We start from the raw sequence: 25659 nt of genomic DNA, 5'->3' as shown, positions 1-25659 counted from the left end.
CGGACCGTGGTCCGGGCGGCGCGGTGGACGGCTGTGGTGCTGGCCGGGCTGTACGTGCTGGCCGTGGGGGTGCTCTTGGCCCTGATCCCCGCCCGCAGCGTGAGCGTTTCCGCCAGCCCCCTGGTGGCGGCCCTGGCCGCCCACGGGCTGGGGACCGCCGCCCGCGCGGTCAACGGGGTCCTGGTGACGGCCATCCTGTCGACCATGCTGGCGGTGATGTTCAGCCTGGGCCGGGTGGTGCGCTCCCTGGCCGAAGACGGCATGGGGCCGCCCTGGCTGGTGGACCGTAGCCCCGTCCCGCGCCGCGGGATCCTGTTCTCCGGTGCGGTGATGCTGGCCGGGGTGGCCCTGGGCTACCTGGTGCCGCGGCAGGTGTACCTCTTCCTGGTCAGCGCGGGCGGCTTCGCCCTGCTGCTGGTGTACGCCGGCATCGTGGCCGCCCACTGGCGGCTCCGGGCGGCACAGGCCCGGCTCCACGCCGCCGGCGGCCGGGCCGCCGGGTCCCGGCCCACCCTGGTGCCTGGATTCCCCTGGAGCAACGCCCTGGTCCTGGCCGTCGTGGCAGCGGTGCTGGCGGGCATGCCCCTGGTACCGGGCCAGGGCGCCGGGCTGGGGGCGGGTCTGGCCATGACCGCTCTGGTCTCAGGGATCTACGCCTGGCGGGCGCGGAGGCGCCTGCGGACGCCGGCAGTGGCCCCTACTCCCGGTCAGTCAGCCCCGGCCCGGGCCGAGCAGGCCCCCGCGGCCCCTGCCGCCCCCGCTCCCCACCGTGCTCCTTCCTCCCGGCGGCTCCCGCCGGATCCGGCGAGGACGCCCCTGCAGGCGCCGGACCGTCCCGAACCTGTCCCTGCACCCGCCCTGGGGTGGGAGGTGGCCCCCGAACTCACCCCGGGCGAACCCGCCACCGGCAGGACGCCGCCCCGGCCCCCGGTGCCCCCGGCGGCCGGCGGGCTGGGAGCAGCCCGCCAGGGGCAGCAGCCAGGCCGGTCCCGCAACCCTGGCCACCGCGGGCACAAAGACGAAGGGCCCGCCGGATGACACCTCCGGGCGAGCCCTGCGGGGGTGGGCCATGAGGGAGTCGAACCCCCAACACCCCGGTTAAAAGCCGGGTGCTCTGCCAGTTGAGCTAATGGCCCCTCTTGTGCTGGGGCGGCAGGATTCGAACCTGCGATCGAGGATCCAAAGTCCCCTGCCTTGCCGCTTGGCTACGCCCCACCGAGACCGGCATAAGGCCAATGGGCGGCTCGAAGCCTGTTCGGCTCGGAGCCGCCGCGCTGGGTGACTGAGGGGATTCGAACCCCCGACCTCCAGGGCCACAACCTGGCGCTCTAACCAGCTGAGCTACAGCCACCACGTTTCGTACCGCCGTTTCACCTTGCCCCGGTAGTCCCCGGCCACCCTTGGAACCGTTCCGGGGGCCTTCCGGGGGGACCGTCGCGGGGGCCTTCCCGGGGTCTTCCCGGGCTCTGCGGGCCCGTGCGGGGGCTTGCCCCGGCCGGCAGCGGACCGGTTGGCGCCCAGCCGGCGTCCGGACGGGCCCGGGGCTGCCCAGCGGCGCCGGAGCCTCGATCGCGCCCGCGCCACACGGCCCCTCGCCGCCCGATCGCGGCGCCGGGTCCCGGCATCCCACCGGCTTCCCTATGATAGCACACCGGGCGTGCCCCGTGGACCCACCGGGCGTTCCTGTTCGTCCCACTCCCGGCACCGCGCCGGCTGGCGCGCCCGGAGGGATTTGAACCCCCGACCCACCGCTTAGAAGGCGGTTGCTCTTCCGCTGAGCTACGGGCGCGGGTGGAAGCGCCGGCGAACGCCGCGCGCCCGCTGAGCGGGAGACGGGAATCGAACCCGCGTCACCGGCTTGGAAGGCCGGCGCTCTACCATTGAGCTACTCCCGCGTGTGAGATCCCGTCGCGTGACGGGCCGGCTCTTCATACGGAATACGGACCGCTCGGGCCCGCTTCCACGCCCGGGCGCGGGGGGCGCCGGGTTGTCGGGGCGGGCGGATTCGAACCGCCGACCTCTTGCTCCCAAAGCAAGCGTGCTGCCCCTGCACCACGCCCCGCCGGTCCACGCCGTCAATTAACTATACCTTCCGCCAGCCAGGCGCGCAACGCCGGCAGCAGCGCGCGCAGCGCCCGGGACCGGTGGCTGACGCGATTCTTCGCCTCCGCGCCCGCTTCGGCGAAGGTCATGCCCAGCTCGTCCGAGTAGAAGAGCGGGTCATAGCCGAAGCCGCCCTGGCCCCGGGGAGCTTCCAGGATCCGCCCGGGGGCCTCCCCTTCCGCCCATGTCCAGCGGCCGCCCGGCAGGGCCAGCACCACTACGCAGCGGAAGCGCGCCGTGCGCCGCGCAGGGGGCACGCCGGCCAGTTCCGCCAGCAGGCGGGCGTTGTTGGCCGCGTCGGTGGCGCCGGGCCCGGCGAACCGGGCCGAGTGGACCCCGGGACGCCCGCCCAGGGCATCGACGCATAGGCCGGAATCGTCGGCCAGGGCCGGCAGGCCCGCCTGCCGGGCCACGGCCTCCGCCTTCAACCGGGCGTTCTCCAGGAAGGTGGAACCCGTCTCTTCCGGCAGGCGCACGGGCCCCACCTGGTCCAGGGTGAGGACCTGGACGGGCAGTTTCGCCGCCTCCAGGAGCTCTTCCAGCTCCCGCACCTTGCCCGGGTTGTGGGTGGCCAGCACCAGCCGGGCCGGCGCCCGGCCGGATCCTTCCGCTGGCGGGTGCTTCCCGTGCCGCTGCATCTCCATCACACCTTTTCGGCTTGCTGGCTTTGGCTTGCTGGCGCCTTGCCGGGCCCCGGCCCGGCGGGGGCGGGGCCCGGTCCATGGGCGCCCTCCTGCGCCTTCTCCGCCGGGCGACCGGGGACCGCCGGCGGGCCCCGGCCCGCGCGCGGCCGGCAACTCAGGCCTGGCCCACGGGGACCAGGCCGGCCTTGAGCAGCTTCAGGGCGGCCGCCGGGTCGACCGCGGCCAGCAGGCCGGCATGGCTCAACAGGTACTCCCCGTCGACCCAGAGGCGGGCCTGCCGGGGCCGCAGCACCGGCCCTTCGTCCTGGGGGTCCAGGGCCGCCGCCAGGATCGCGGCCGGGTCGGGGGCGTGGCGGAAGATGCCCCCGGTGCCGATGACGTGGCGGATGCCCCGCAGGTCCTTGCCCCGCTGGATCCAGCGGCGGCCGTGGGGCGTGGCCAGGGCCTCACGGCGGCCGGCGTGGCGTTCCACCGCCAGCCGCACCGCCGCCCGGGCCAGTTCCTGGTCGGCCAGCCGCTCCTCGGTCTCCCGGGGGCCCGGCACGAAGGCCGGGTCGGCGGCGCGCCGCCGCACCCGATCCTGCCAGGGGCCCGGAGCGCCGTCCGGAACGATGAACCCGGCCGCCTCGGCGAGGGACGGCGCTCCATGGCGCAGGCCCAGGTCGCCCTCGACGGTGCGCTGGCTGCGGGGCGGCGGTAGCCCGCGGAGCACGGTCTTCCCGTCGGTGGGGAGCCCGTCGGCCACCGAATGGACGTCGGTGGTGGCCCCGCCGATGTCCACCACCAGCACATCCCCCAGGCCTTCTTCCGGACCGGCGCCGGCGGCCAGAAGCTCCGCCCCGCGCAGGGCGGCGGCCGGGGTCGGCATCAGGATGGAGCCCAGCCGGGACTCCACCTCCTTCCACCCCCGGGCCACCACGATGCGCTCCATGAAGACCCGCCGAATGGCCTCCCGCGCCGGTTCGACCTGCAGGGTGTCCAGGCGCGGCAGCACGTTCTCGACCACCCGCACCGCCTTCCCCGCCGCCTCCAGGATGGCGGCCGCATCGGGGCTGGCCTCCCGGTTCCCGGCCACCACCACGGTGGCGCCGGTGGGGCAGCGGGCCAGGGCGCGGGCGAAGTCCAGCAGGGCGGTGCGGTTTCCCCCGTCGGTGCCGCCCGCCAGCAGGATGATGTCGGGCTCCAGCTCCGCCAGCCGGTCAAGGTCCGCCGGGCGCAGCACGCCGCTGAAGGTGGCCAGCACCCGCGCCCCCGCTCCCAGGGCGGCGCGGCGGGCCGCCTCGGCGGTCAGGCCGGGCACCAGGCCGACGGCCACCATGCGCAGGCCGCCCCCGGCGCTGGAACACGCCAGCCGGTGACGAAAGGCGGGCAGGCGCCCGCCCAGGGCCTCCCGGAGGGCCTCCAGGGCCCTCTCCAGCCCCTGTTCCAGCCCGGTGGCGTAGGTGGTGGGGGCCTGGGCGCGGGCCAGAAGGCGCGGCGGGTCCAGGTCGACGGCCGAAACCTTGGTGAAGGTGCTGCCGAAATCGACCAGCAGGGCGACGTTCATCGGACCGCTCCTCAAAACATAGGCGTTTATTGCATCCACCTATGACGCCGGGCGAACGGCGCTCCCGACGATTCGCGCCGGGGGATCGCACCCCGGCCCCCAAGCCAGACCATCCCACCCGGGGCCGTGCGGCGCGGAAGCCGCCGGTGCCCGGGTGGATCGGGGTTCCCCCCGACCTGGGGCGTCCTCGGAGGACCGCTCGTAAAGCCGGTGCGCCCGCTTGCCGCGCACCGACGGGGCGATGCGCCGCCAATCGCTCCAGACGTGCCGCTCTCGATTCCTCACGGGTAGAGGGCGGGCGGTTCCGGAGCGCAAGCGCTCGCCCAAACCAAGGCCCCGGCGGGCAATCGCCACCGCCGCGGCGGCGTGGGGCGACAGTCCGTACCGGGCCATAAACTTGACCTTGCCAATCACGCTGGTGAAGGCCGGGTTGACCCGGATCACTTCCACGCCTTCCCGGGCGGCCCGGGAGAGCAGCAGGGTCATGAACGCGCCGTAGGCAAAGGCGGACAGCATCCGGGCGTACCGATCGCCCTCTTCTCGAAGACGAGCCTTCTTCTCCCGAAAATCCAGCCGCTCAACGACGATGGGCTTGCCGGCGCCCTTTGCCCATGCCACCAGGTCCGCCACCACCTCGCCCAGGATGGCCTTCACCTGCTCCTGCCGCTTGCCTTGGATCTGAAAGCGGATGTCGCGAGCCGCGATCGGGTTGCCGAAACGGTCCACCTCCGCCACGGCCAGCCGGTCGGGGTTCAGATCCGCGCCAAGGGCGCCAGCCCTCCGCGATGTGGTGATCGGAGCCGCGGGCCGTTCGGTGGTGGCGAAGACATACCACGCGCCGTTTTGCCGGACGAACCGATAGCTGATGGCTTGCCCGGACGCAAGGGCCGCCGGGATGACATCCTGTCCGTAGGGGAAGCGGATGCCGTGTAGCCAAACATGCCGCCCCAAGCGGCCGGCCAGGGCGTTGGGCACCCGAAGGCGCAAGCTGTCGCCAAAGAGCGAGCACGTTTGGTTGCCGCTCATCTCGTCTTTGGAGCCGATGCAGAAGAAGCCTTGGCTTCGGGCATCGCGCCATGCCTTGCGCCATTCGTCGTGGGAAGCCAAGCCGTTCTCTGCAAGGTGGAACTGCCGGTGAAACAAACGCCGTGAGCCAAAGCAAATCGGCGGCAATCCCGTCCGGGCTTTTGCCGTTTCAAGGCGGGCGCGAAGCATCGCCAGCCGTCGCTTCTTCTGGTGAAGCCGAAAGCGGATCCGGCGCCGTCGCTCCGCCCGATCTTCGGGCGAAAGGGCAGCCCAGCGCCCCTTCCCCGCTGCCAAAGCTTTCTCCTGCTTGTGGAGCTTGGCAATCGCTCGTTCCGTGGCTTGAATTTGGCCGCGCAGGTTGGCCTGATGGTGCCGAAGACTTTCCTCCGCCGCCTTCACCTTGGCCTGGAGTTCGGTGGCCAGCGCGTTGAAGTGGCGGGCTGTGATGCCGTAGCGGGCAATGTATTCCCGCTTGCATTCGACAAGGGAACGCTTCCGCACATAGACATCGACAAACAACCGGCGCAGCAGGCGACCGTACAGGGCGGCGATGGCGTCCAGCACGGGATAAACAGACGGGTCTTGAATCTTTGTCTGAAAGGTCGCCTGCATCGGCCCGATCATCCTCCTTTCCCCAGGGTACCAAACATCTGTTCCGTCCGCCAGCCGAAAGTGGGGGATGTCGGAGGTGGGGGCACAGTGCTGCGAAAGATTCGCCTACGGCTGATAAGAGGTGACGATGGAACGGTAAGCAGCTACGAGCCCTCCCCATCCCGGTCCCCCGGTCCGCGTCGTGCTTCCCCGGCGGGAATCGCGGGTTCTACCACGGCGCACCCCGGCTACTTCCCCTTGCGCATGCCGGTAAGGACGCCGCCGATGGCGCGCCGCGTATCCAGCACGGTCACGAAGGCTTGGGGCTCGCGCTCCCGCAGGGTGGCCAGCAGCTGGGGCAGCCGCTTGCGTTCCACGGTGATCAGCAGGACGGTGCGGTGACCTTCCCGGCCCTGGCCCTCCAGCTCCGTCACGCCGTAGCCCTGTTGCCGCAGGTCACCGGCCAGGATCCGGCCCCCCGACCCGTGGGGGATCACCTGCACCATCTCGACGCCCAGGGCCAGCCGCTCCTCCAGCACGCCGCCCAGGTAGCTGCCGCTGGCGAAACCCAGGGCGTAGAACAGCAGGGTGATGGGATCCTCGTGCAGCCGTTCCACCACGAAGCCCAGGGCCACGATGTAGATGCTGACCTCGAACAGGCCGACCAGGGATCCCAGCAGCCGCTGGCCCCGGAAGACCAGCATCAGGCGCAGCGTGCTCAGGCTGACGTCCGCGACCCGGGCCAGGAAAACCAGGACGTAGCTGAGACCGTCGCTCACCGCTGGGCGCCTCCCCGCGGCCGGCGGCCGGGAGCCGGTTCCACCGGCGCGCCCCGCGCCCCTGGCGTAGGGCCGGCGGGCGAGACGGGCCGGCCCCCTCCGGGCAAACCGGCGGGGCCATGCTCCGACGGGACGCGGCGGCCTTGCGGCCGGCCCTGGTGCAACCAGCGGGCCGCCAGGCCGATGGCGCTGGGGCCGAAGCGCCCGCGCACCCGGTCGACGGCCTCCGCCAGCCTTTGGGCCCGCTGGTCGCCGGGCCAGAGCTGCAGCTGCTGAGGGTCCTGGCGGTGGACCAGGCCGCCGGCGGCCACCCCTACCAGCCGCACCCAGCGCCCGGCGGGCACATGCCGCTCCAGCAATTCCCGGGCCACGGCCAGCAGCTCCCCGTCCCCGCAGACGGGCTGCTCCAGGCTGCGGCTGCGGGTGATGGTGGTGAAGTCGGCGTAGCGCACCTTGAGGGTCACCTGGGTCGCCCGATAGCCGTGGCGGCGCAGCCGGCTGCCCAGTTCCTCACAAAGTTCGGCCAGCACCGGCAGGACCTGCCCCGCCCGCCGGTCCCGGGCCAGGGTGCGCTCCTCGCTGAAGGACCGCACCGGCGCGCCGGCTCCCACCGGGCGCGGATCCCAGCCCCGCGCCCGCGCCTGCACTTCGGCCACCCGGCTCTTGAGGACGGGGTGCAACCGGGCCGGATGGGCCGTGGCGAGCTGGCCCAGGGTCTCGATGCCCAGGCGGCGCAGGCGGGCGGCCGTCACCGGACCCAGGCCGGGCAGAGCATCCACCGGCTGGGGCGCCAGCCACCGCTCCACCGCGTCCGGCGGGACCACCAAAAGCCCGTCGGGCTTGGCCATCTGGCATGCCATCTTGGCCACCAGCCGGTTGGGCCCCACGCCCACGGTCATGGCCAGCCCCACCTCCCGCCGCACGGCTTCCCGCAGCCGGCGCGCGGTCGCCGGGCCGTCGCCCCGCACCTCCAGGTACGCCTCGTCGATGGACACCGGCTCCAGCACCGGGCTCTCCCGGGCCAGGATCGCCATGACCCGGCGGGACACTTCCTCATACCGTTCCCGGCGCACGGGGAGGAACACCGCCTGGGGGCACAGGCGGCGCGCCTGGGCCAGGGGCATGGCGGAGCGCACCCCGAAGGCCCGGGCTTCGTAAGAGCAGGTGGCCACCACGCCCCGGGACGCGGGATCGCCGCCCACGATCACCGGGCGGCCCGCCAGCTCGGGCCGGTCCAGCTGCTCCACGGCCGCAAAGAAGGCATCCAGATCGCAATGGAGGACCCAGCGGTCCATCAGGTTCCTCCTCGGACGAACCGGCCTGCGCCCGGACGGCAGGGCGGGCGGCCACGCCACCGTGGCCGGCCCCAACCGGCCGGGCCACGCCACGGCAGGAGCCGCCGCGGTGGAGCCGCCGGGCCGCAGCCAGCCGGCGCCGCGCGCCGGCTTCCGCCCACAAGCACGCCGGCGCCCCGGGCGGCCGGGATCACCGGCCACCCGGGGCGCCCCGGTGGAGGTGCGGGGATTTGCACCCCGGTCCGCCGGCGGGCCAGCCGGAGCCTCTACGAGCGTAGCCCCTGGATGGGTCTCGCCCTCCCGTCCCCCAGGGGCAGGGTCCGGGACGGGCCAGCCCGCTTCGATCTCACCGCCCACCCCGCGGGCCGGGCAGGCGGCCAGCCTGCTGCATGGAACCGCGCCAGCCCCGCAGGCAGGGGCTCACGCGGCTTGGCCGCTAGTGATTAAGCAGCCAGAGCGAGCTCTTCGTTGGCACTTATTGGCCGTTCCGCTGTTTAACGAGGGGCGGAACCTCGGCTCGCTTCTCCAACCCACCCTACCGGCGTCGAATCTAAATCACCCCCGCAGGGATGCCGTCGCCCGCCACGCCGCGGCGGGCGACCCCGCCGCCGCGCCCGCCCTTCCCTGGGCCGGCTCGCCGGGCGGCGGGCACAGAAAGGCTGAGTACATTATAGCGCAATCGCGCCGCGGTGGGGGCGGGGGGGAGGCCGCGCCACCGCCGCGCAGCATGGTGGCGCAGCGGCCGTCCCCACGCAGCGGTCGCGCCGGCCCGGCTCCCGGCCCGCACCACCGGCGGCAGTGCCACCGCCGGTCCGCCCCCGTCCCGGCCCCCGCTCACCGGCGGGCGCGCAGGGCCTGGGCGATGCGCCGCTGGGCTTCCCGCTGGGCAATGGTGGCCCGCTTGTCGTAGCTCTTCTTGCCCCGGGCCAGGGCCAGTTCGACCTTCGCCCAGCCGCCCTTGAGGTACAGCTTGAGCGGCACCAGCGTGTAGCCCCGCTCCCGCACCCGCCCCGCCAGGTAGTCGATCTCCCGGCGGTGCAGCAGGAGCTTGCGCGGCCGGTCCGGCTCGTGGTTGAACCGGTTGCCGTGCTCGTAGGGCGCGATGTGGACGCCGTAAAGCCACACCTCGCCCCGTTCCACCCGGGCGTGGCTGTCCCGCAGGTTGACCCGGCCCGCGCGGATGGACTTGATCTCCGTACCGGTCAGCACCAGCCCCGCCTCGAAGGTCTCGTCGACAAAGTAGTCATGACGTGCCTTTCGATTTTCCGCCACCAGGCGCACTCCGTCGCCCCGTGCCGCCATGGGCTCTCCTCTCCCGGCCCTTGCCGCCGTTGCTCCGGGCGGCGGCCGGCGCCGCCGCCGCGGCGGTGCGGGCCGCCTTCTTCCCTCGCTCAGCCTGGGTGGTCGCGGCGCCGCCCCTGCGGCGCCCGCCGCGCCCCGTCCGGCCGGCATCGTCTTCCAGCTCGCCGGCCAGCTCCGCCAGCACCAGGTCGATGGTGCGGGTCTGGGGATGGACCGCGGCCACCACCACCTCCACCTCGTCGCCCAGGCGGAAGGTGCGGCGGGTCCGCTCGCCCACCAGACTGTAGAGCTTCTCCTCGTAGTGATAATAGTCGTCGGTCAGCGTGCTGACATGGACGAGCCCTTCCACCAGGTTCGGCAGGGTGACGAACAGGCCGAAGGAGGTCACCCCCGAGATGATACCCCGGTAGGTCTCGCCCACCTTGTCCGCCATGAACTGGACCTTCTTCAGGTCGACGCTCTCCCGCTCGGCCTCCTCGGCCACCCGCTCCTGCTGGGAGCAGTGGTCGGCGATCTCGGGCAGGAGGGCCTCCAGCTGGTCGACCCGGGCCGCCGGCAGCGTGCCCCGAGCCACCAGCTCCTTCACGATGCGGTGCACCACCAGGTCGGGATAACGCCGGATGGGCGAGGTGAAATGGCAGTAGAACCGCGCCGCGAGCCCGAAGTGGCCCAGGGCCTCGGTGGCATAGCGCGCCCGCTTCATGGTGCGCAGCACCACGGCATTGACCAGGTACTCCTCGGGGCGGCCCTCCACCTGCTTGAGCACCTGCTGGAAGAGCCGCGGGTGCAGCTTGCGCCGGGGCGGCAGGTGATAGCCCAGGATGGTGAGGAAGGCCGCCAGTTCCTCCACCTCGTCGGGGTCGGGCTCCTCGTGGACCCGGTAGAGGAAGGGCGCCTGCCGCCAGTGGCAGTGCTCCGCCACCGTCTCGTTGGCGGCGATCATGAACTCCTCGATGATCCGGGTGGCGACGGTGCGCTCCCGGCGCAGGAGCTCCCGGGGCATGCCCTGCTCGTCCAGGACCACCTTGACCTCGGCGATGTCGAAGTCGATGCTGCCTCGCCGCTCCCGGCGCGCCGCCAGCCGGGCCGAGAGCCGCGCCATGTCTTCCAGCATGGGCAGCACGTCGGCGTGCTTTTGCCGCAGCGCCCGCACCTCGGGGTCGGCGGGGTCCCCCTCCAGCATCCGCTGCACGCCCTCGTAGGTCAGCCGGTGGCGGGTGCGGATGACGCTGGGGAAGATCTCGTAACCGACCCGCCGCCCCCGGGCGTCGAAGTCCATCAGCACCGTGACGGTCAGCCGGTCGACCCGCGGGTTCAGGCTGCAGATGCCGTTGGATAGGCGGGGCGGCAGCATGGGCACCACCCGGTCCACCAGGTAGACGCTGGTGGCCCGGCGGCGCGCCTCCAGGTCCAGCGGGCTGCCCTCGGGGATGTAGTGGGACACGTCGGCGATGTGGACGCCCAGCCGCCAGGCCGCCTCGCCGCCCTCGGGCAGCCGCTCCAGAGAGACCGCGTCGTCCAGGTCCTTGGCGTCGGCGCCGTCGATGGTGACGATCAGCCAGTCGCGCAGGTCGCGCCGGCCCCGGCGGTCGCGGGCGGTGACCTTCTCGGGCACCTGCTCCGCCTGGGCCAGGGCCGCCGGCGGGAATTCCACCCGCAGGCCCGCCTTGGCGACGATGGCCGCCACGTCGACGCCCGGCGCATCGGCCGGGCCCAGCACCCGCACCACCCGGCCTTCGGGGCCGCGCCGCTTCTCCGGCCAGCGGGTGATCTCCACCACCACCATGTCGCCGGCCTGGGCGCCGCCCAGCCGGCCCTGGGGGATGAAGACGTCCCAGAACACCCGCTGGTCCACGGGGGTGACATAACCGTAGCCTGCCTCGCCCCCGTGCCACTCCAGGCGCCCCACCAGCTCGCGGTTGGCCCGCTCCAGGATGCGGATGACCTCGCCCTCGGCCTTCCGCCCGCCCCGGGCGCGGCCCACCAGCCGCACCACCACCCGGTCCCGGTGCATGGCCCCGTTGAGGTTTTCCGCCGGGATGAAGACGTCGTCCCCGTCGGGCTGGATGAGGAAGGCATAGCCTTTGGGGTGTCCCTGCAGCACGCCCACGGCCAGGTTCATCCGCTCGGGGACGCCGTAGCGGCGGGTGCGGGTGCGGACGACCCGGCCCTCGGCCTCCAGCCGCTCCAGGGCGGCGCGGAAGGCGGCATCCGCCGCGGCGTCTTCCACGCCCAGGGCCGCGGCCAGCTGGCTCGCCGTCAGGGGGCGGTAGGCCTTTTCCCGCATGAAGGCGACGATGCGCTCTTCCCAGCGGGCCACCGCCGCCGGGGCGGCCGCCGGGCCACCGGCGGCGGGGGTGGCCCCAGCGGCCGGGGTGGCACCGGTGGACGCTGCGCCCGCCGCCCCCGTCCCTTCCCCGGCGGCAGCCCGCTCGGGCTGCTCCAGGCCGGCGCCGGCTGCCGGGCCGGCCGGGGCCTGTTCGTCCCGGCCGGCAGCCTGGGCCGCGAGGCCGGTTGTGGTCTCGCCCTGCTTCCTTCTCCGCCTTGCCAAATGAAGGTCCCTCCCGGGCCCGGGAACGGCCCAGGACCCGCAGTCCGGCAGGCGCCGGTCCCCGGGGGACCGGGCCGGGGCCGGCTCGCCCGACCCTGGCACGCCCTGCCTGTCCCCATGATACACGGCCGGCGGCCGCCGGCCTACGCCCGCCGCGCCGCGGTCCCGGCGCCTAGCCGCCCAGCCGCAGGAAGAGGGGCGCGAAGACCAGGGCCACCACGGACATCAGCTTGATCAGGATGTTCAGGGACGGGCCCGCCGTGTCCTTGAAGGGGTCGCCCACGGTGTCGCCCACCACCGCCGCCCGGTGGGGGTCGGAGCCCTTGCCTCCCAGGGCGCCCCCCTCGATGAACTTCTTGGCGTTGTCCCAGGCGCCGCCGGCGTTGGCCATGAAGATGGCCACCAGCACGCCGGTCACCATGGCCCCCGCCAGCAGGCCGCCCACCGCCTCGGGCCCCAGGATCAGGCCTACGGCCAGGGGCGCGGCCACCGCCAGCAGGCCCGGCAGCACCATCTGGGCCAGGGCCGAACGGGTGCTGATGTCCACGCAGCGGGCATAATCGGGCCGCTCCTGCCCCGTTAGGATGCCCGGCTTCTGGCGGAACTGGCGCCGGACCTCCTCGATCATGGCAAAGGCCGCCCGGCCCACGGCCTCGACGGCCAGAGCGGAGAACAGCATGGGCAGCATGCCGCCCACCAGGGCGCCCGTGATCACCCTCGGGTCCAGCAGGTCGATGGCGCCCAGCCCCGTGGTGGTGGCGTAAGCAGAGAAGAGCCCCAGGGCCGTCAGGGCGGCGGAACCGATGGCGAAGCCCTTCCCCATGGCGGCGGTGGTGTTGCCCACGGCGTCCAGCCGGTCGGTGACGGCCCGCACCTCCGCCGGCAGACCGGCCATCTCGGCGATGCCGCCGGCGTTGTCGGCGATGGGACCGTAGGCGTCAACGGCGACGGTGATGCCCGTGGTCGCCAGCATGCCCACGGCGGCCACGGCGATGCCGTACAGGCCGGCGTAGTGGTGGGCCACCAGGGTGGCCACGCCCACCACCAGGACGGGCAGGGCGGTGCTCTTCATGCCTACTGCTAGACCAGCCAGGATGTTGGTGGCGGTGCCGGTGGCGGAAGAACGGGCCACCTGCTGCACCGGCGGCCGGTCGCCGGAGGTGTAGTACTCCGTCACCAGGCCGATGAGGACGCCGGCCAGCAGGCCGGCCACCATGGCCGCCGCCGCCCGGGGCAGCCCGAGCCAGCCCGCCGCCAGCCCCCCGCCTGCCGCCAGCAAGAAGGCCGCGGCCAGGGTACCCCGGCGCAGGGCGGCGGCTGGATCGCCACCCGCCCCGGCCCGGGTGATGGCGATGCCCAGCAGGGAGGCCACCACGCCGACGGCGGCCAGCACCAGGGGAAAGAGCACCTGGGCCGGTCCGGCTGCCGCCGCGCCCGCCAGCGGCCCCGCGCCGCCGTTTCCCGCCAGCCCCCCGCCGGCCCCGCCGGCTGCCGCCCCCCCGGCCGCCGCCACCACCACGGCCGCCACCACCGACCCCACGTAGGATTCGAAGAGGTCTGCCCCCATGCCGGCCACGTCGCCCACGTTGTCGCCCACGTTGTCGGCGATCACCGCGGGATTGCGCGGGTCGTCCTCCGGGATCCCGGCCTCCAGCTTGCCCACCAGGTCCGCGCCCATGTCGGCCGCCTTGGTGTAGATGCCCCCGCCGACCCGGGCGAAGAGGGCGACGGAACTGGCACCCATGGCAAAGCCGTTGAGGACCGCCAGGGTCGCCGGCCGGGCCGGGTCGACCCACGCCAGGTACAGGACGCCCAGGCCCAGCAGGCCCAGGCCCACCACCGCCAGCCCCATCACCGCCCCGCCGCTGAAGGCCACGGCCAGAGCCGCCGGCAACCCGCCCTGCTGGGCCATCCGGGCGGTGCGCACGTTGGCGGTGGTAGCGACCCGCATGCCGCCGAAGCCGGCCGCCAGGGATGCCGTGGCCCCGATCAAGTAGGCAGCGGCCGCCGCCGGGCCGAAGCCGGCGCCGGGCGCCCAGCGACCGGCCACCGCCAGCACGCCCGCCATCACCAGCACGAAGGCCACCAGCGCCCGGTATTCGCGGGCCAGGAAGGCCATTGCCCCCTCCTGGATGGCCCGGGCCACCTCGACCATCTTGCCCTCGCCGGCGTCGACCCGCGCCACCGAGCGGGCCAGGGACACGGCCACCACGAGCGCCAAGAGGCCGGCGGCCGGGACCAGCAGGGCCAGTTCCCGCTCCACCACGGCATGACCCCTCCCTCGGTCGCCCGCGGTCCGGGGACCTGCCCCCGCGGGCTCCTGGGAAGTCCTATGCCGGTGGGCGGCTTGTCATCCCGGCCGCCAGGACCGGAAGAAAGGGGGAAGAACGCGGGGCCCGCATCCTCGCAGGATGCGGGCCCCGCGGCCGCGGCCCGGTACCGGCCCCCGCGGCCCTCCCGGCAGTACGGCGGCCTTCCCGCCAGCCGCCAGGCCGGGCGCCGGCTGCAGCTCACTTCATGAAATAGCCCAGCACGAAGGACGTGACGAAGAACACCACGGCCAGGATCACCGTCATGCGGCCGAGGAAATCGTCCAGCCCCCGCCGCTTGCCGAAGAAGGCCTCGGCCCCGCCGGCGATGGCCCCCGAGAGGCCGGCGCTGCGCCCCGACTGCAAGATGACCACGGCAATCAGGCCGATCACCGCCAGGATGTGCAGGATCAGCATCACCGTCTCCAAGGCATCCACCCCAATCCCGCCGCCGGCCGCTGCCGCCCTGCGGCCGGCGGTGGCTGTGCGGTGCCATGCTACCACAGCCGGCGGGGACCGGCAACGATGGCGGCCAGAGCCCTAGCGGCGGCCGAAGGCGGCCCAGCCGGCGTACTGGGCGCTGTCCCCCAGCTGCTCCTCGATGCGCAGCAGCTGGTTGTACTTGGCGACCCGCTCCGAGCGGGAGGGAGCGCCGGTCTTGATCTGGCCCGCCCGGGTGGCGACGGCCAGATCGGCAATGGTCACGTCCTCCGTCTCGCCCGACCGGTGGGAGATGATGTTGCGGTACCCTGCCCGAGCCGCCGTGTCCATGGTGAGCAGGGTCTCCGTCAGGGTGCCGATCTGGTTCACCTTGACCAGCACCGCATTGGCCGCCCCCGCCGCGATGCCCCGCTGGACCCGCTCCACGTTGGTGACGAACAGGTCGTCGCCCACCAGCTGCAGGCGGCCGCCCAGCTGGGCCGTGAGCCGGCGCCAGCCTTCCCAGTCTTCCTCGGCCAGGCCGTCCTCCAGGGAGACCAGGGGGTAGCGCTCCAGCCAGCGGGCGTACATGGCGATCAGCTCGTCGGCCTCCAGCCGCTGGCCCTGTCCCTCCAGCACGTAGACGCCTTCCTCCGGCCGGTACCACTCGCTGGCCGCAGCGTCGATGGCCAGGGCCACGTCCTCCCCGGGCCGGTAACCCGCCCGCTGGATCGCCTCCATGAGCACGTCCAGGGCCGCCTCGTTGGACTGAAGGTTGGGAGCGAAGCCGCCCTCGTCCCCCACGCCGGTGGACAGCCCCCGCTCGCCCAGCACCCGGCGCAGGGCGTGGAAGATCTCCGCGCCCATGCGCAGGGCGTCGGCGAAGGTGGGCGCGCCCGCCGGCACCACCATGAACTCCTGCACGTCCACGTTGTTGTCGGCATGGCGCCCGCCGTTGAGGATGTTCATCAGGGGAACCGGCAGCAGCCGGGCGTTGACCCCGCCCAGGTACCGGTACAGAGGCAGGCCCACGGACGAGGCCGCGGCCCGGGCCACCGCCAGGGACACCCCCAGGATGGCGTTGGCGCCCAGCCGCCCCTTGTTGGGGGTGCCGTCCAGCTCGACCAGGGTGCGGTCGATGGCGGCCTGGTCCAGGGCGTCCATCCCCACTACCTCGGGGGCGATGACCTCCACCACGTTCTCCACCGCCTTGAGGACGCCCTTGCCCCCGTACGCCTCGCCGCCGTCCCGCAACTCCACCGCCTCGAAGGTACCCGTCGACGCCCCCGACGGCACGGCGGCCCGGCCGAAGGCGCCGTCTTCCAGCCAGACGTCCACCTCCACCGTGGGGTTGCCCCGGGAGTCCAGGATCTGGCGGGCTTCGACCCCCGCGATCAGCGTGCTCACCGGGCTCGGTTCCTCCCTTCCGAATCGCTCTGCCGCTTTCCTGGAGCCGGTTCTACCGCTTCCTGGCTGTGGAGGCGTCCCCGGGCGCCCGGGCCGCCGCCCGGGACCGGTGCCCTGGCCCGCCGCGCCGGGCCGGCCCATGGCCATCCCGCCCCCGCCGGCACCGCCCGCCTCCGACCAGGGCGGAGCCGCTAGCCCCCGGCGATCAGGGACCGGCCGGTCATGGCCCCCGGCGGCTCCAGCCCCAGAAGCTCCAGCAGCGTCGGCGCGGCGTCGGCCAGGATCCCGTCCCGCAGCCGCACGTGGCGGCGCCGCCGGTCGACCAGAACGCAGGGCACGGGGCTGGTGGTGTGGGCGGTGTGCGGCTCGCCCGTGGCCGGGTCGACCATGATCTCGGCGTTGCCGTGGTCCGCCAGCACCAGGGCGGCCCCGTCCTGGCGGCGGATGGCCTCCAGCACCCGGCCGAGGCAGCGGTCCACGGTGGCGCACGCCTGGATGGCCGCTTCCAGCACGCCCGTGTGCCCCACCATGTCGGGATTGGCGAAGTTGAGGACCACGGCGTCGAAGCGGCCGCTGTCGATGGCGGCCACCACCCGCTCCGTCACCTCGGGGGCGCTCATCTCCGGCTTGAGGTCGTAGGTGGCCACCTTGGGGGAGGGGACCAGCACCCGCTCCTCCCCGGGGAACGGCGTCTCCTCCCGGCCGTTGAAGAAGTAGGTCACGTGGGCGTACTTCTCCGTCTCGGCGATGCGCAGCTGGGTAAGCCCGGCCCGGGACACCACCTCGCCGAAGGTCTCCTTCAGGTACACCGGCGGGAACGCGGTGGGCAGGGGGAATTCCTCGTCGTACTCGATCATCTGGGTCAGCGGCAGCGGGCCCACCCCCTGGGGCCGGGCAAAGGCGTTGAAGGCCGGGTCGGCCAGGGCACGGGCCAGCTGCCGCGCCCGGTCGGCCCGGAAGTTGAAGAAGACCGTCTCGTCCCGGGCGGTGATCCGGGGCAGGGGCTGCCCGTCCTCGCCGGTGATCACCACAGGCTCGATGAACTCGTCGGTCTGCCCGGCAGCGTAAGCCTGTTCCACCGCCGCCTCGGGCGAGGGGGCGCGGCGGCCCTCCCCCAGCACCAGCGCCCGGTAGGCGCGCTCGGTGCGGTCCCAGCGCTTGTCCCGGTCCATGGCGAAATAGCGGCCCACCACGGTGGCGATGCGGCCCCCGGCCGCCGCCACCCGCCGCAGGTACTCGGGCGCGCTGGTGGGCGGCGTGTCCCGGCCGTCGGTGAAGGCGTGGACCACCGTCTCGACCCCCTCCCGCCGGCCCAGTTCCAGCAGGGCCAGCAGGTGCTCCAGGTCGGAGTGGACCCCGCCGTCGGACACCAGCCCGATCAGGTGAAGCCGGCCGCCCCGCTGCCGGGCCCGCCGCGCCGCGCCCACCAGGGCCTCGTTGGCGAAGAAGGACCCGTCGGCGATGGCGCGGCTGATGCGGACGATGTCCTGGTAGACGATGCGCCCGGCCCCCAGGTTGAGGTGGCCCACGTTGGAGTTGCCCATGAGGCCGCGGGGCAGGCCCACCGCCTCGCCGCTGGCCTCCAGCTGGCTGTGGGGCCAGTGGGCCCAGAGCTCGTCCATCACCGGGGTCTCGGCCAGGGCGACGGCGTTGTTCTCCCGCTCGGCCCGCAGCCCCCAGCCGTCGAGGATGATCAGGGCCACGGGGCGGGGCCGGTGGATCCCGGCGATGGTCATGGCCGTCCTCCCTCCGGGACGCCGCCGGCCCGGGCCGCCGCGCCTTCCCGGACCAGCCGGGCGAAGGCCGCCCCGTCCAGGGAGGCCCCGCCGACCAGGGCGCCGTCCACATCGGGCTGCGCCATGAAGCCGGCGATGTTGTCGGGCTTGACGCTGCCGCCGTACAGCACCCGCACCGCAGCGGCCGCCGCGGGACCGTGCAGCCGCGCCACCAGTTGCCGGATGGCCGCCGCCACCGCCTGGGCGTCGCCGGGGGTGGCCGGGGTGCCGCTGCCGATGGCCCACACCGGCTCGTAGGCGATGACCACCTGGGCGGCCTGGCCGGGCTCGAGGCCCGCCAGGGCGAAGGCCACCTGCCCCAGCACCACCGCCGCCGTCCGGCCTTCCCGGCGCTGGGCGGCATCCTCGCCGACGCACAGGATCGGGGTGAGCCCGCCCGCCAGGGCCGCTTCCAGCTTGCGCTGGATCAGGGCGTCGGTCTCGCCCAGCAGCTGGCGCCGCTCCGAGTGGCCGACGATGACGTAGCGGCAGCCCAGCTCCCGCAGCATGGGGGCCGAGATGGCCCCGGTGAAGGCACCGAACTCCCCCCAGACCAGGTCCTGGGCCCCCAGGGCGATGGGACTGCCGGCCAGCGCCTGACCCGCCGCCGCCAGCGAGGTGAAGGGCGGGCAGAGCACCACCTCGGCGGACAGGGCTTGTCCTTCCAGGCCCTGGCGGACCGCCGCAGCCAGCTCCGCGGCCTCCCCAGGCAGGGTGTGCATCTTCCAGTTTCCGGCCAGAAGGGGCCTGCGCCCCGCCGGCCCGCCGGAGGCCGCCGGGTTCATCCCGCCATCCCCCCGCCCGGCCCGGCCGGGCCGCCGGGGTCGCTGACGCCACCGGCCCCACCCGCACCGCCCGGGCCGCTCCCGTTCCCGCGAGGCGTCGGCGCCTCGGGCAGGACCGCCACCCCGGGCAGCTCCTTGCCTTCCAGCAGTTCCAGCGACGCCCCGCCCCCGGTGGAAATGTGGTCGATCCGGCCGGCCACGCCGGTGCGCTGGACGGCCGCCACGCTGTCGCCGCCTCCCACCACCGTCACCGCCTCCAGCCCCGCCAGGAACTCCGCCAGGGCAAAGGTGCCGCGGTGGAAGGGTTCCACCTCGAACACCCCCAGGGGACCGTTCCAGAACACGGTGCCCGCCCCCCGCAGCCGCTCCTGCCAGGCCGCCAGGGTGGCCGGTCCCACGTCCACGGCCATGGCCCCGGTGGGGATCCGGTCCACGGGCACCACCCGGCTGGGCGCCCCCGGCTCGAGCTTCTCGGTCACCACCACGTCGGCGGGCAGCAGCAGGCGATCGCCCGCGGTCTCCAGCCACCGCCTGGCCGGTTCGACCTGCTCGGGTTCGTAGAGGGAGCGGCCCACGTCGAAGCCCCGGGCCGCGAGCAGCGTGTTGGCCATGGCGCCGCCGATGGCTAGGCCGTCGCACACCTCCAGGAGCCGCTGGATGACCCCGATCTTGTCCGACACCTTGGCGCCGCCCAGCACGGCCCAGAAGGGCCGCCGGGGGCGTTCCAGCAGACCGCCCAGCACCTCGAGCTCCCTCTCCAGGAGGAACCCGGCCGCCGCGGGCAGGCGCTCTGCCACGCCGACCACCGAGGCATGGGCCCGGTGGGCGGCGCCAAAGGCATCGTTCACATACACATGGGCCAGGCGGGCCAGGGCAGCGGCAAACTCCGGGTCGTTGGCTGTCTCCCCCGGATGGAAGCGCAGGTTCTCCAGCAAAACCACCTCACCGGGCTGGAGACCGGCCACTTCCCGCTCCACCTGGGGCCCCACCACCTCCGGCAGGGCCCGCACCGGCCGGCCCAGGAGCTCCTCCAGGCGCCGGGCCACGGGGGCCAGCCTGAGCTCCTCCACCACCTTGCCCTTGGGCCGGCCCAGGTGGGAGCAGAGGATGACCGCCGCGCCCTGCTCCAGCAGGTAGCGGATGGTGGGAAGGGCGGCGCGGATGCGGGTGTCGTCGGTGATACGGCCGCCTTCCAGGGGAACGTTGAAGTCGGCGCGGACCAGCACCCGCCGGCCGCGCACGTCCAGATCGCGCACCGAGCGCTTGCGCAAGGCCGGGCCTCCTTTCCAGGCCCGGGGCGCCCGGCCGCTCCCGGCCGGGCGCCCCGGCTTCCTGCGAGCTACCCCATGCGCCGCTCTTCACAGGCCCTTCTCGCCGATGAAGGCCACCAGGTCGACCAGGCGGGCGGCATAGCCCCACTCGTTGTCGTACCAGGCCACCACCTTGACCATGTTGCCCTCCATCACCATGGTGGAGAGGGCATCGACCACCGACGAGTAGGTGGAGCCGCGGAAGTCGCTGGAGACCAGGGGCTCCTCGGTGTAGCCCAGGATGCCCTTGAGCTCCCCGGCTGCCGCCTCGGCGAAGGCCTGGTTGACCTGCTCCACCGTCACCGGCTGCTTGAGCTCGGCCACCAGGTCGACGATGGACACCGTGGACACCGGCACCCGCAGGGCGAAGCCGTTGAGCCGGCCCTGCAGGTGGGGCAGCACCAGGCCCACGGCCTTGGCCGCGCCGGTGGTGGTGGGGATGATGTTCATCGTCCCGGCCCGCGCCCGCCGGAGGTCCTTGTGGGGCAGGTCCAGGATCCGCTGGTCGTTGGTGTAGGCGTGGACGGTGGTCATCAGCCCGCGGACGATGCCGAAGCGGTCGTCCAGGACCTTGGCCACGGGGGCCAGGCAGTTGGTGGTGCAGGAGGCGTTGGAGATCACCCGGTGCCGGGCGGGATCATACCGGTCGTGGTTGACGCCCAGGACGATGGTGATGTCCTCGTTCTTGGCCGGGGCGGAGATGATCACCTTCTTCGCCCCGCCGCCCTCGATGTGGGCCACCGCCTTGGTGGCGTCGGTGAACACGCCGGTGGACTCGATGACCACCTCGGCTCCTGCCTGGTCCCAGGCCAGCTGAGCCGGGTCCTTGATGGCGGTGAAGCGGATGCGCTTGCCGTCGACGATCAGGGCGTCGTCCTCGGCCCGGACGTCGGCGTCGAAGATGCCGTAGTTGGAGTCGTACTTGAGCAGGTGGGCGAAGGTGGCCGCCGGCGCCAGGTCGTTGACGGCCACGATCTCGATGTCGTCCCGGCGCCAGGCTTGCCGGAAGAACCGGCGGCCGATGCTGCCGAACCCGTTGATGCCAACCCGAACGGCCATGACATCCCGCTCCTTTCCAGCCCGTGCCTACGGGTCCATCATAGCAGTTTCCCCTGATGATTCCTTGAGTTGCGCCGCCGTGGCCGGGGGAGGTGCCGCCGTCGCCGCGCCCTGCTTTCGGGCATCCTGCCCCTCCGCGCCCTGCCCGCCCGCGCCGGCTGGGCCGGCCGCCCCCACGCCCTCCGGCCCGGACGGGACGGCCTCGCCGCAATCAACGCCCTGGGCCGAACCGCCCCGGGCCGGACCTGCCGCCGGGCCGGCGCCGCCCCCGGCCAGCCGGCGGGCCACCACGTCCAGGGTGACCACATTCAGGGCCGTCATGTGCTCCACCGCCTGCAGCGCCTGGCGCTGGGCCGAGGCCAGCACGGCCCGCAGGGGGCGCCCCGGTTCCACGGCCACCTCCAGGGTGATGGCCACCCCCTCCTCCCGGTCCGTGACGCCGGCCCGCAACACCTCGGACACCCCCGTCACCCGGGCGGCCGCGTAGGCGGCGATGCTGCCCACCACCTGGCGGGTGATGAAGAAGCGGCCCAGGGAGCTGTAGGTGGGGCGCACCATGGTCTTCTCGATCACCTGGCCCGGGCCCGCCGGCCGGTTCTTCCCGCGGTAGAACAGGCGCAGCGGGTCCAGCAGGTAACCGGAGAAGCTGCGCTTCACCTCGAAGGTGGGCGCCGGGATCACGTGCCGGCCCTGGGTCCGGCGGATGAGCTGGGCCCGCCGGATCTCCGCCGGCGTGGCCACCTCTTCGATGCCGATGTAGCGGGCTGGAGCCGGCAGCCCCAGGGCGGCGGCGATGCGGTCCACCATGTCCCGGGAGGTGCCCAGGATCAGCACCCGGCGGGGCCGGAGGGCCTCCAGGGCCCGCCGCACCTCGTCCCGGTGGGCCGGGTCGACGAACAGGGCGCGGCGGATGGCGCCGATCTTGGTCGCCTCCCGCTTGGCCGACACGCCGGCCACGATGCGGCTCTCCCGGATGAGCAGCCCGTCGTCGATCAGGGCGTCGGCCTCCACCTCCCGCGCCACGGCAGCGGCGCGGTGGCTCTTGCCGGTTCCGCTCGGCCCCACCAGGGCGACGACTTCCATGACGGCCTCCCTCGCGCTCGCGGCCGGGACCGGCGTCCTCGCCGCCGGCCCGGGCCTGTCACTGCCGGGCGCGGCGCAGGGCACGGGCATGGGCCTCCACGGTGAACTCGATGTCCTGGTCCGTGTGGGCCAGGGAGACGAAGGCCGCCTCGAAGGCCGAAGGCGGCAGGTACACGCCCTCCCGCAGCATGCCGTGGAAGTAGCGGGCGTAGAAGGCCGTGTCGGAACGGCGCACCTCCTCCAGGTTCCGCAGCGGCCCCGGGTGGAAGAACCCGGTCCACATGGACCCCACCCGCTGCACGCAGTAGGGCACGTCCTGGGCCCGGGCCTCGGCCAGCAGGCCTTCCGCCAGCCGCGCCGCCTGGCGTTCCAGGCGCTCGTAGGTGCCGGGCTGGCTGACCACCTCCAAGGTGGCCAGCCCCGCCGCCATGGCCAGGGGATTGCCCGAGAGGGTCCCCGCCTGGTAGACGGGCCCCGCCGGAGCCACCCGCTCCATGATGTCGGCCCGGCCGCCGTAGGCGCCCACCGGCAGGCCGCCCCCGATGATCTTGCCCAGGCAGGTCAGGTCGGGCACGATGCCGAGCAGCCCCTGGGCACCGCCCAGGCCCACCCGGAACCCCGTGATCACCTCGTCGAAGATCAGCAGCGCCCCAGCCTCCCGGGTCAGGCGGCGCAGGGCGGGCAGGAACCCCGGATCGGGCGGCACCACCCCCATGTTGCCGGCGATGGGCTCGACGATCACTGCGGCGATCTCCTCGCCGTGCCGGGCGAACAGTTCCTCGACGGCTGCCACGTCGTTGTACGGCAGCACCCACGTATCCGCGGCCGCTCCCGCCGTGACCCCCGGCGACCCCGGCAGGCCCAGGGTCAGCACGCCCGAACCCGCCTCCACCAGCAGGCTGTCGGCATGGCCGTGGTAGCAGCCGGCGAACTTGACGATCTTGTCCCGCCCGGTGAAGGCCCGGGCCAGGCGCAGGGCGCTCATGGCGGCCTCGGTGCCCGAATTGACGAACCGGACCCGTTCCATGGAGGGCATGGCGGCGGTGATGGCCTCGGCCAGGGCCAGTTCCACCTCGGTGGGGGCACCGTAGGCGGTGCCTTGCTCCGCCTGGCGCTGGACGGCCTGGACCACGGCCGGGTGGGCATGGCCCAGGATCAGAGGCCCCCAGGCCATGACGTAGTCCACGTAGCGGATGCCGTCCACGTCGGTCACGTAGGGCCCCTTGGCCCGGTCGATGAAGCGCGGCGTGCCGCCGACGGCGGCAAAGGCCCGGACGGGGCTGCTCACCCCGCCCGGGAGCAACTGTCGCGCCCGCTCCCAGAGCTCCCGGGAGCGGGCGGCGCGGCGCTCTTCCCCGCTGTCCATGGGCGTCCCCTTTCTGCTCCTGGGGCCTGGCCGGGCCGGCCTGCCAGGCCTCATGGGCGGCCTCGTTTCGCTGGGCCGCAGCCCCGGCCGGCGGCCTAGCCGCGACCGGGGCTGCGGCGGCTGCCCGGGCCCGGAGTCGCCGGGCCGCCGCCAGCGGCATGGCGCCGGCGGGTGGCGGGCCGGCCCATGCGGCCGGACCTCGGGTGATTTCAGGTTGAATGGTACAATGAACCGGCAAGGAAGACGAGGAGGGCGCGCCGTGGAAGTCAACTGGGACCCCGTATTGATTCAGATCGGCCCCCTGGCCATCCGCTGGTACGGGTTCTTCATGGCGGTGTCCATGGCCGCGGGCCTGTACGTGCTGGTGCGGGACGGTATCCGGCGGGGCTACGACGAGGAGTTCCTCTACAACGCCAGCGCGCTGATCATCGTCGGCGGGATCGTGGGCGCCCGCCTGGTCTACGTGCTGACCAATCCGGGCGATTACTTCGCTCCCGGCCGTTACGGCGAGATCATCCGCGTCGACCACGGCGGGCTCTCCCTGCACGGCGCCCTGCTGGGCGGCGGCCTGGCCGGCTGGTGGTACATCCGCCGCCGCCTGCCGGGGCCGGCCTGGCCCCACTTCCAGCGCCTGCTGGACCTGGCGGTGCCGGGCGTGGCCATCGGCTACATGCTGGTACGCATCGGCAACCTGTTCAACGGCGAGGTGCTGGGCAACTTCACCACCGCCCTGCCCTTTCCCCGCCACCCCGTCCAGCTCTATGCCTCGGCGGCGGGGCTCGGGCTCCTGCTCCTGCATCAACGGCTGGCGCGCCGCCGGCCTCCCGCCGGTTATCTCTTCTGGAGCTTTCTCTACTATTACCAGTGGTGGCGGGTGGCGGTCGAAGAAACGGTGCGGGACGCCCCCATCGCCTGGCCCGTCTACGCCAACCCGGCCTACGGCATCGAGATCCTGACCGTCACCCAGGTGACCACCTGGCCGCTGCTGGTCCTGGCCTGGTGGCTGCGGAAGCGGTCCCTGGAACAGGACATCGATCCGGTCTGGGAGCCCGGGGACCCCGCCAGGGAGCCCGGGGACGGGGTGGGGCTCGATGGCGCCACGCGCGCCGATGGGGCCCCGCGCGCCACGGAAGACGGCAGTGAAGGGGAGCAGTAGATCCCCGCAGCCTGGGGCCACGCCCTCGGCGGGCCCCCGGCACCGCGCTTGCCGGGCCTGCCCGGCCGACGGCGGCTCCGGCGCGCCCCCGGTGCGGGGTCAACCGGGCCGGAATCCCGGGGCTCCGCCCGCCCGCCGGCCCCGAAGGCCGCCGTCCCTCCCGGCTTCAGCCCGAGGGGCCGGGTTCTTCCCCCGGTGCCCCGTCCGGAGACGATCCGCCCGGCATCCCGCCCGGTGCCGGGCCGCCCGGTGCCGGGGGTGGGGCCGCCGGTGATGAGCGCTTGCCCGTTCCCGGCGCAGCGTCCGCCGGGTCCGCTTCCGCCGCCGTGTCCGCTTCCGGGGCTGCATGTGCCTCCGGGCCGGAAGGGGCGAGCGAACGGGAGTCGCCGCCCAGGCGGGGGCCGCCCCGCGGGCGCGGGTACAGGGTGCCCCCCCGGCGGCGGCCGCCGGTAGCCCCGCGCCCCCGCCCGGTAAGCCCCACCCGGTCGAGAAACTCCGCCACCGCCTCCACCTGCTGGTCGTCCAGGGCGGCGAGCCGCTGGCACGCCTCCGCCAGGGCCGGCCGGTCCAGCAACTGGAGCGCCAGTCCCGCCAGCGGCTGAGGCAGCAGGGTCTCCAGCGCCAGCCGGTCCGTCAGGAAGACCGAAACGGGCACTTCGTAGAGGGCCGCCAGCTCCCGCAGCACGTCCAGGCTGGGTTGCCGTTCGTTGCGCTCGTATTTGCTGATGGTCGAGAAATGCATCCCCGTCCGCCGCTCCACCTCGTAGATGCTGAGGTTGCGGCTTTCGCGGATGCGGCGCAAGCGGCCTCCCAGGTCGTCCACGCTGGTCACTCCAGGCGGTGGTGAATGGTCCACCCCGCGGGCCCATGCCCGGCACTCCCTGCCATGCATTCCGGCTGGGCGGGAGGCTTCCTATAGCCACAGCGGACATACACCGGCGTGATGTAGCCATTGTGTCGACACCGGGTGCGGGAGGCCCCGGACGAACCGGCCGCCAGGCCGCCGGTTCGTCCGGCGGGTGGCACCCGGTTGGACCGGTCGCGCGGGCGGGGCAGGGGGAACGGCAGGGATGTGGGCGGCGGCTGTCTAAGGGTTGGCGCGGCCGGCACCGGACTGGTGAGGACTTCCACAGCCCTCGCCGCCCCCTGGGG

The 25659-nt window shown here is 73.7% G+C and carries 19 protein-coding genes, 6 tRNA genes and 1 other RNA gene; 2 read left to right on the top strand and 24 right to left on the bottom strand.

Features of this window, described 5'->3' with window-relative positions:
- Positions 1-6 precede the first annotated feature (6 nt).
- Positions 7-1038: an amino acid permease gene (locus THESUDRAFT_RS14820; protein ID WP_341349075.1), complete on the top strand. Its 1032-nt coding sequence runs from the start codon at positions 7-9 to the stop codon at positions 1036-1038.
- A 25-nt stretch (positions 1039-1063) separates the two neighbouring features.
- On the opposite strand, the gene THESUDRAFT_RS01370 is transcribed toward THESUDRAFT_RS14820, so the two are convergent.
- The 23 genes from THESUDRAFT_RS01370 to hemL form a co-directional block, all read right to left on the bottom strand.
- Positions 1064-1136, bottom strand: a tRNA-Lys gene (locus THESUDRAFT_RS01370).
- A gap of 8 nt (positions 1137-1144) precedes the next feature.
- A tRNA-Gln gene (locus tag THESUDRAFT_RS01365) sits at positions 1145-1215 on the bottom strand.
- A gap of 62 nt (positions 1216-1277) precedes the next feature.
- A tRNA-His gene (locus THESUDRAFT_RS01360) sits at positions 1278-1351 on the bottom strand.
- A 363-nt stretch (positions 1352-1714) separates the two neighbouring features.
- A tRNA-Arg gene (locus tag THESUDRAFT_RS01355) sits at positions 1715-1789 on the bottom strand.
- A 35-nt stretch (positions 1790-1824) separates the two neighbouring features.
- Positions 1825-1895: transfer RNA gene (locus THESUDRAFT_RS01350), tRNA-Gly, on the bottom strand.
- 95 nt (positions 1896-1990) lie between these two features.
- Positions 1991-2062, bottom strand: a tRNA-Pro gene (locus THESUDRAFT_RS01345).
- 13 nt (positions 2063-2075) lie between these two features.
- The gene (locus tag THESUDRAFT_RS01340) at positions 2076-2741 is read right to left on the bottom strand and encodes an XTP/dITP diphosphatase (protein WP_006902906.1); all 666 of its coding nucleotides are present in this window, start codon (positions 2739-2741) and stop codon (positions 2076-2078) included.
- 160 nt (positions 2742-2901) lie between these two features.
- Positions 2902-4293, bottom strand: coding sequence for a methylaspartate mutase accessory protein GlmL (gene glmL / locus THESUDRAFT_RS01335; protein ID WP_006902905.1), 1392 nt, complete (start codon positions 4291-4293; stop codon positions 2902-2904).
- A 39-nt stretch (positions 4294-4332) separates the two neighbouring features.
- A complete protein-coding gene (locus THESUDRAFT_RS01330; RefSeq protein WP_006902904.1) occupies positions 4333-5931 on the bottom strand; it encodes an IS200/IS605 family accessory protein TnpB-related protein in 1599 nt (532 codons plus the stop codon).
- A gap of 227 nt (positions 5932-6158) precedes the next feature.
- On the bottom strand, positions 6159-6689 hold the full coding sequence (locus tag THESUDRAFT_RS01325) for a DUF2179 domain-containing protein (RefSeq protein WP_006902902.1): 531 nt from the start codon (positions 6687-6689) through the stop codon (positions 6159-6161).
- Positions 6686-7984, bottom strand: coding sequence for a DNA polymerase IV (dinB, locus tag THESUDRAFT_RS01320; RefSeq protein ID WP_006902901.1), 1299 nt, complete (start codon positions 7982-7984; stop codon positions 6686-6688). The genes THESUDRAFT_RS01325 and dinB overlap by 4 nt, the downstream gene beginning before the upstream one ends.
- Before the next feature lie 212 nt (positions 7985-8196).
- Positions 8197-8547, bottom strand: a transfer-messenger RNA (tmRNA) gene (gene ssrA, locus THESUDRAFT_RS12590).
- Positions 8548-8818: 271 nt separating this feature from the next.
- Positions 8819-9286: an SsrA-binding protein SmpB gene (smpB, locus tag THESUDRAFT_RS01315; RefSeq protein WP_006902900.1), complete on the bottom strand. Its 468-nt coding sequence runs from the start codon at positions 9284-9286 to the stop codon at positions 8819-8821.
- Positions 9228-11837 carry a ribonuclease R gene (rnr, locus tag THESUDRAFT_RS01310; RefSeq protein WP_006902899.1) on the bottom strand — a complete coding sequence of 870 codons (2610 nt, stop codon included), beginning with the start codon at positions 11835-11837 and terminating at the stop codon, positions 9228-9230. Before rnr ends, smpB begins: the two co-directional genes overlap by 59 nt.
- A 172-nt stretch (positions 11838-12009) precedes the next feature.
- Entirely contained in the window at positions 12010-14103 is a 2094-nt protein-coding gene (locus tag THESUDRAFT_RS01305) for a sodium-translocating pyrophosphatase (protein WP_006902897.1), read from the bottom strand.
- 244 nt (positions 14104-14347) lie between these two features.
- Entirely contained in the window at positions 14348-14563 is a 216-nt protein-coding gene (gene secG, locus THESUDRAFT_RS01300) for a preprotein translocase subunit SecG (protein WP_006902896.1), read from the bottom strand.
- A gap of 123 nt (positions 14564-14686) precedes the next feature.
- A complete protein-coding gene (eno, locus tag THESUDRAFT_RS01295) occupies positions 14687-15973 on the bottom strand; it encodes a phosphopyruvate hydratase (RefSeq protein ID WP_006902895.1) in 1287 nt (428 codons plus the stop codon).
- Positions 15974-16164: 191 nt separating this feature from the next.
- Entirely contained in the window at positions 16165-17709 is a 1545-nt protein-coding gene (gpmI, locus tag THESUDRAFT_RS01290) for a 2,3-bisphosphoglycerate-independent phosphoglycerate mutase (protein WP_006902894.1), read from the bottom strand.
- A complete protein-coding gene (gene tpiA, locus THESUDRAFT_RS01285) occupies positions 17706-18533 on the bottom strand; it encodes a triose-phosphate isomerase (protein WP_006902893.1) in 828 nt (275 codons plus the stop codon). Before tpiA ends, gpmI begins: the two co-directional genes overlap by 4 nt.
- Positions 18530-19804 (bottom strand): phosphoglycerate kinase, encoded by a 1275-nt coding sequence (locus tag THESUDRAFT_RS01280; RefSeq protein ID WP_006902892.1) that lies wholly within the window; start codon positions 19802-19804, stop codon positions 18530-18532. The genes tpiA and THESUDRAFT_RS01280 overlap by 4 nt, the downstream gene beginning before the upstream one ends.
- An 87-nt stretch (positions 19805-19891) precedes the next feature.
- Positions 19892-20902 (bottom strand): type I glyceraldehyde-3-phosphate dehydrogenase, encoded by a 1011-nt coding sequence (gap, locus tag THESUDRAFT_RS01275; RefSeq protein ID WP_006902891.1) that lies wholly within the window; start codon positions 20900-20902, stop codon positions 19892-19894.
- Between the two features lie 27 nt (positions 20903-20929).
- Entirely contained in the window at positions 20930-21985 is a 1056-nt protein-coding gene (locus THESUDRAFT_RS01270; RefSeq protein ID WP_006902890.1) for an Asp23/Gls24 family envelope stress response protein, read from the bottom strand.
- A gap of 58 nt (positions 21986-22043) precedes the next feature.
- Complete coding sequence (gene hemL / locus THESUDRAFT_RS01265; protein ID WP_006902888.1) at positions 22044-23351, bottom strand: glutamate-1-semialdehyde 2,1-aminomutase; 1308 nt, start codon at positions 23349-23351, stop codon at positions 22044-22046.
- A gap of 259 nt (positions 23352-23610) precedes the next feature.
- On the opposite strand from hemL, the gene THESUDRAFT_RS01260 reads away from it, so the two are divergent.
- Positions 23611-24507 (top strand): prolipoprotein diacylglyceryl transferase, encoded by an 897-nt coding sequence (locus tag THESUDRAFT_RS01260; RefSeq protein ID WP_006902887.1) that lies wholly within the window; start codon positions 23611-23613, stop codon positions 24505-24507.
- 166 nt (positions 24508-24673) lie between these two features.
- Here THESUDRAFT_RS01260 and THESUDRAFT_RS14020 read toward each other — a convergent pair whose 3' ends face one another.
- Positions 24674-25330 (bottom strand): helix-turn-helix domain-containing protein, encoded by a 657-nt coding sequence (locus THESUDRAFT_RS14020; RefSeq protein WP_006902886.1) that lies wholly within the window; start codon positions 25328-25330, stop codon positions 24674-24676.
- Positions 25331-25659: the final 329 nt, after the last annotated feature.

The sequence above is a fragment of the Thermaerobacter subterraneus DSM 13965 genome (assembly GCF_000183545.2).
GTDB lineage: Bacteria > Bacillota > Sulfobacillia > Thermaerobacterales > Thermaerobacteraceae > Thermaerobacter > Thermaerobacter subterraneus.
The sequence above is the reverse complement of the archived record's forward strand: the minus strand, read 5'-3'. Positions and strand labels throughout refer to the sequence as shown.

What these genes read in the sequence shown, in the direction of transcription:
- THESUDRAFT_RS01340 (WP_006902906.1), bottom strand. Translation starts at nt 2,741, where the DNA reads ATGCAGCGGCACGGGAAGCACCCGCCAGCGGAAGGATCCGGCCGGGCG.
- glmL (WP_006902905.1), bottom strand. Translation starts at nt 4,293, where the DNA reads ATGAACGTCGCCCTGCTGGTCGATTTCGGCAGCACCTTCACCAAGGTT.
- THESUDRAFT_RS01330 (WP_006902904.1), bottom strand. Translation starts at nt 5,931, where the DNA reads ATGCAGGCGACCTTTCAGACAAAGATTCAAGACCCGTCTGTTTATCCC.
- dinB (WP_006902901.1), bottom strand. Translation starts at nt 7,984, where the DNA reads ATGGACCGCTGGGTCCTCCATTGCGATCTGGATGCCTTCTTTGCGGCC.
- smpB (WP_006902900.1), bottom strand. Translation starts at nt 9,286, where the DNA reads ATGGCGGCACGGGGCGACGGAGTGCGCCTGGTGGCGGAAAATCGAAAG.
- secG (WP_006902896.1), bottom strand. Translation starts at nt 14,563, where the DNA reads ATGCTGATCCTGCACATCCTGGCGGTGATCGGCCTGATTGCCGTGGTC.
- gpmI (WP_006902894.1), bottom strand. Translation starts at nt 17,709, where the DNA reads ATGACCATCGCCGGGATCCACCGGCCCCGCCCCGTGGCCCTGATCATC.
- tpiA (WP_006902893.1), bottom strand. Translation starts at nt 18,533, where the DNA reads ATGAACCCGGCGGCCTCCGGCGGGCCGGCGGGGCGCAGGCCCCTTCTG.
- gap (WP_006902891.1), bottom strand. Translation starts at nt 20,902, where the DNA reads ATGGCCGTTCGGGTTGGCATCAACGGGTTCGGCAGCATCGGCCGCCGG.
- THESUDRAFT_RS01270 (WP_006902890.1), bottom strand. Translation starts at nt 21,985, where the DNA reads ATGGAAGTCGTCGCCCTGGTGGGGCCGAGCGGAACCGGCAAGAGCCAC.
- hemL (WP_006902888.1), bottom strand. Translation starts at nt 23,351, where the DNA reads ATGGACAGCGGGGAAGAGCGCCGCGCCGCCCGCTCCCGGGAGCTCTGG.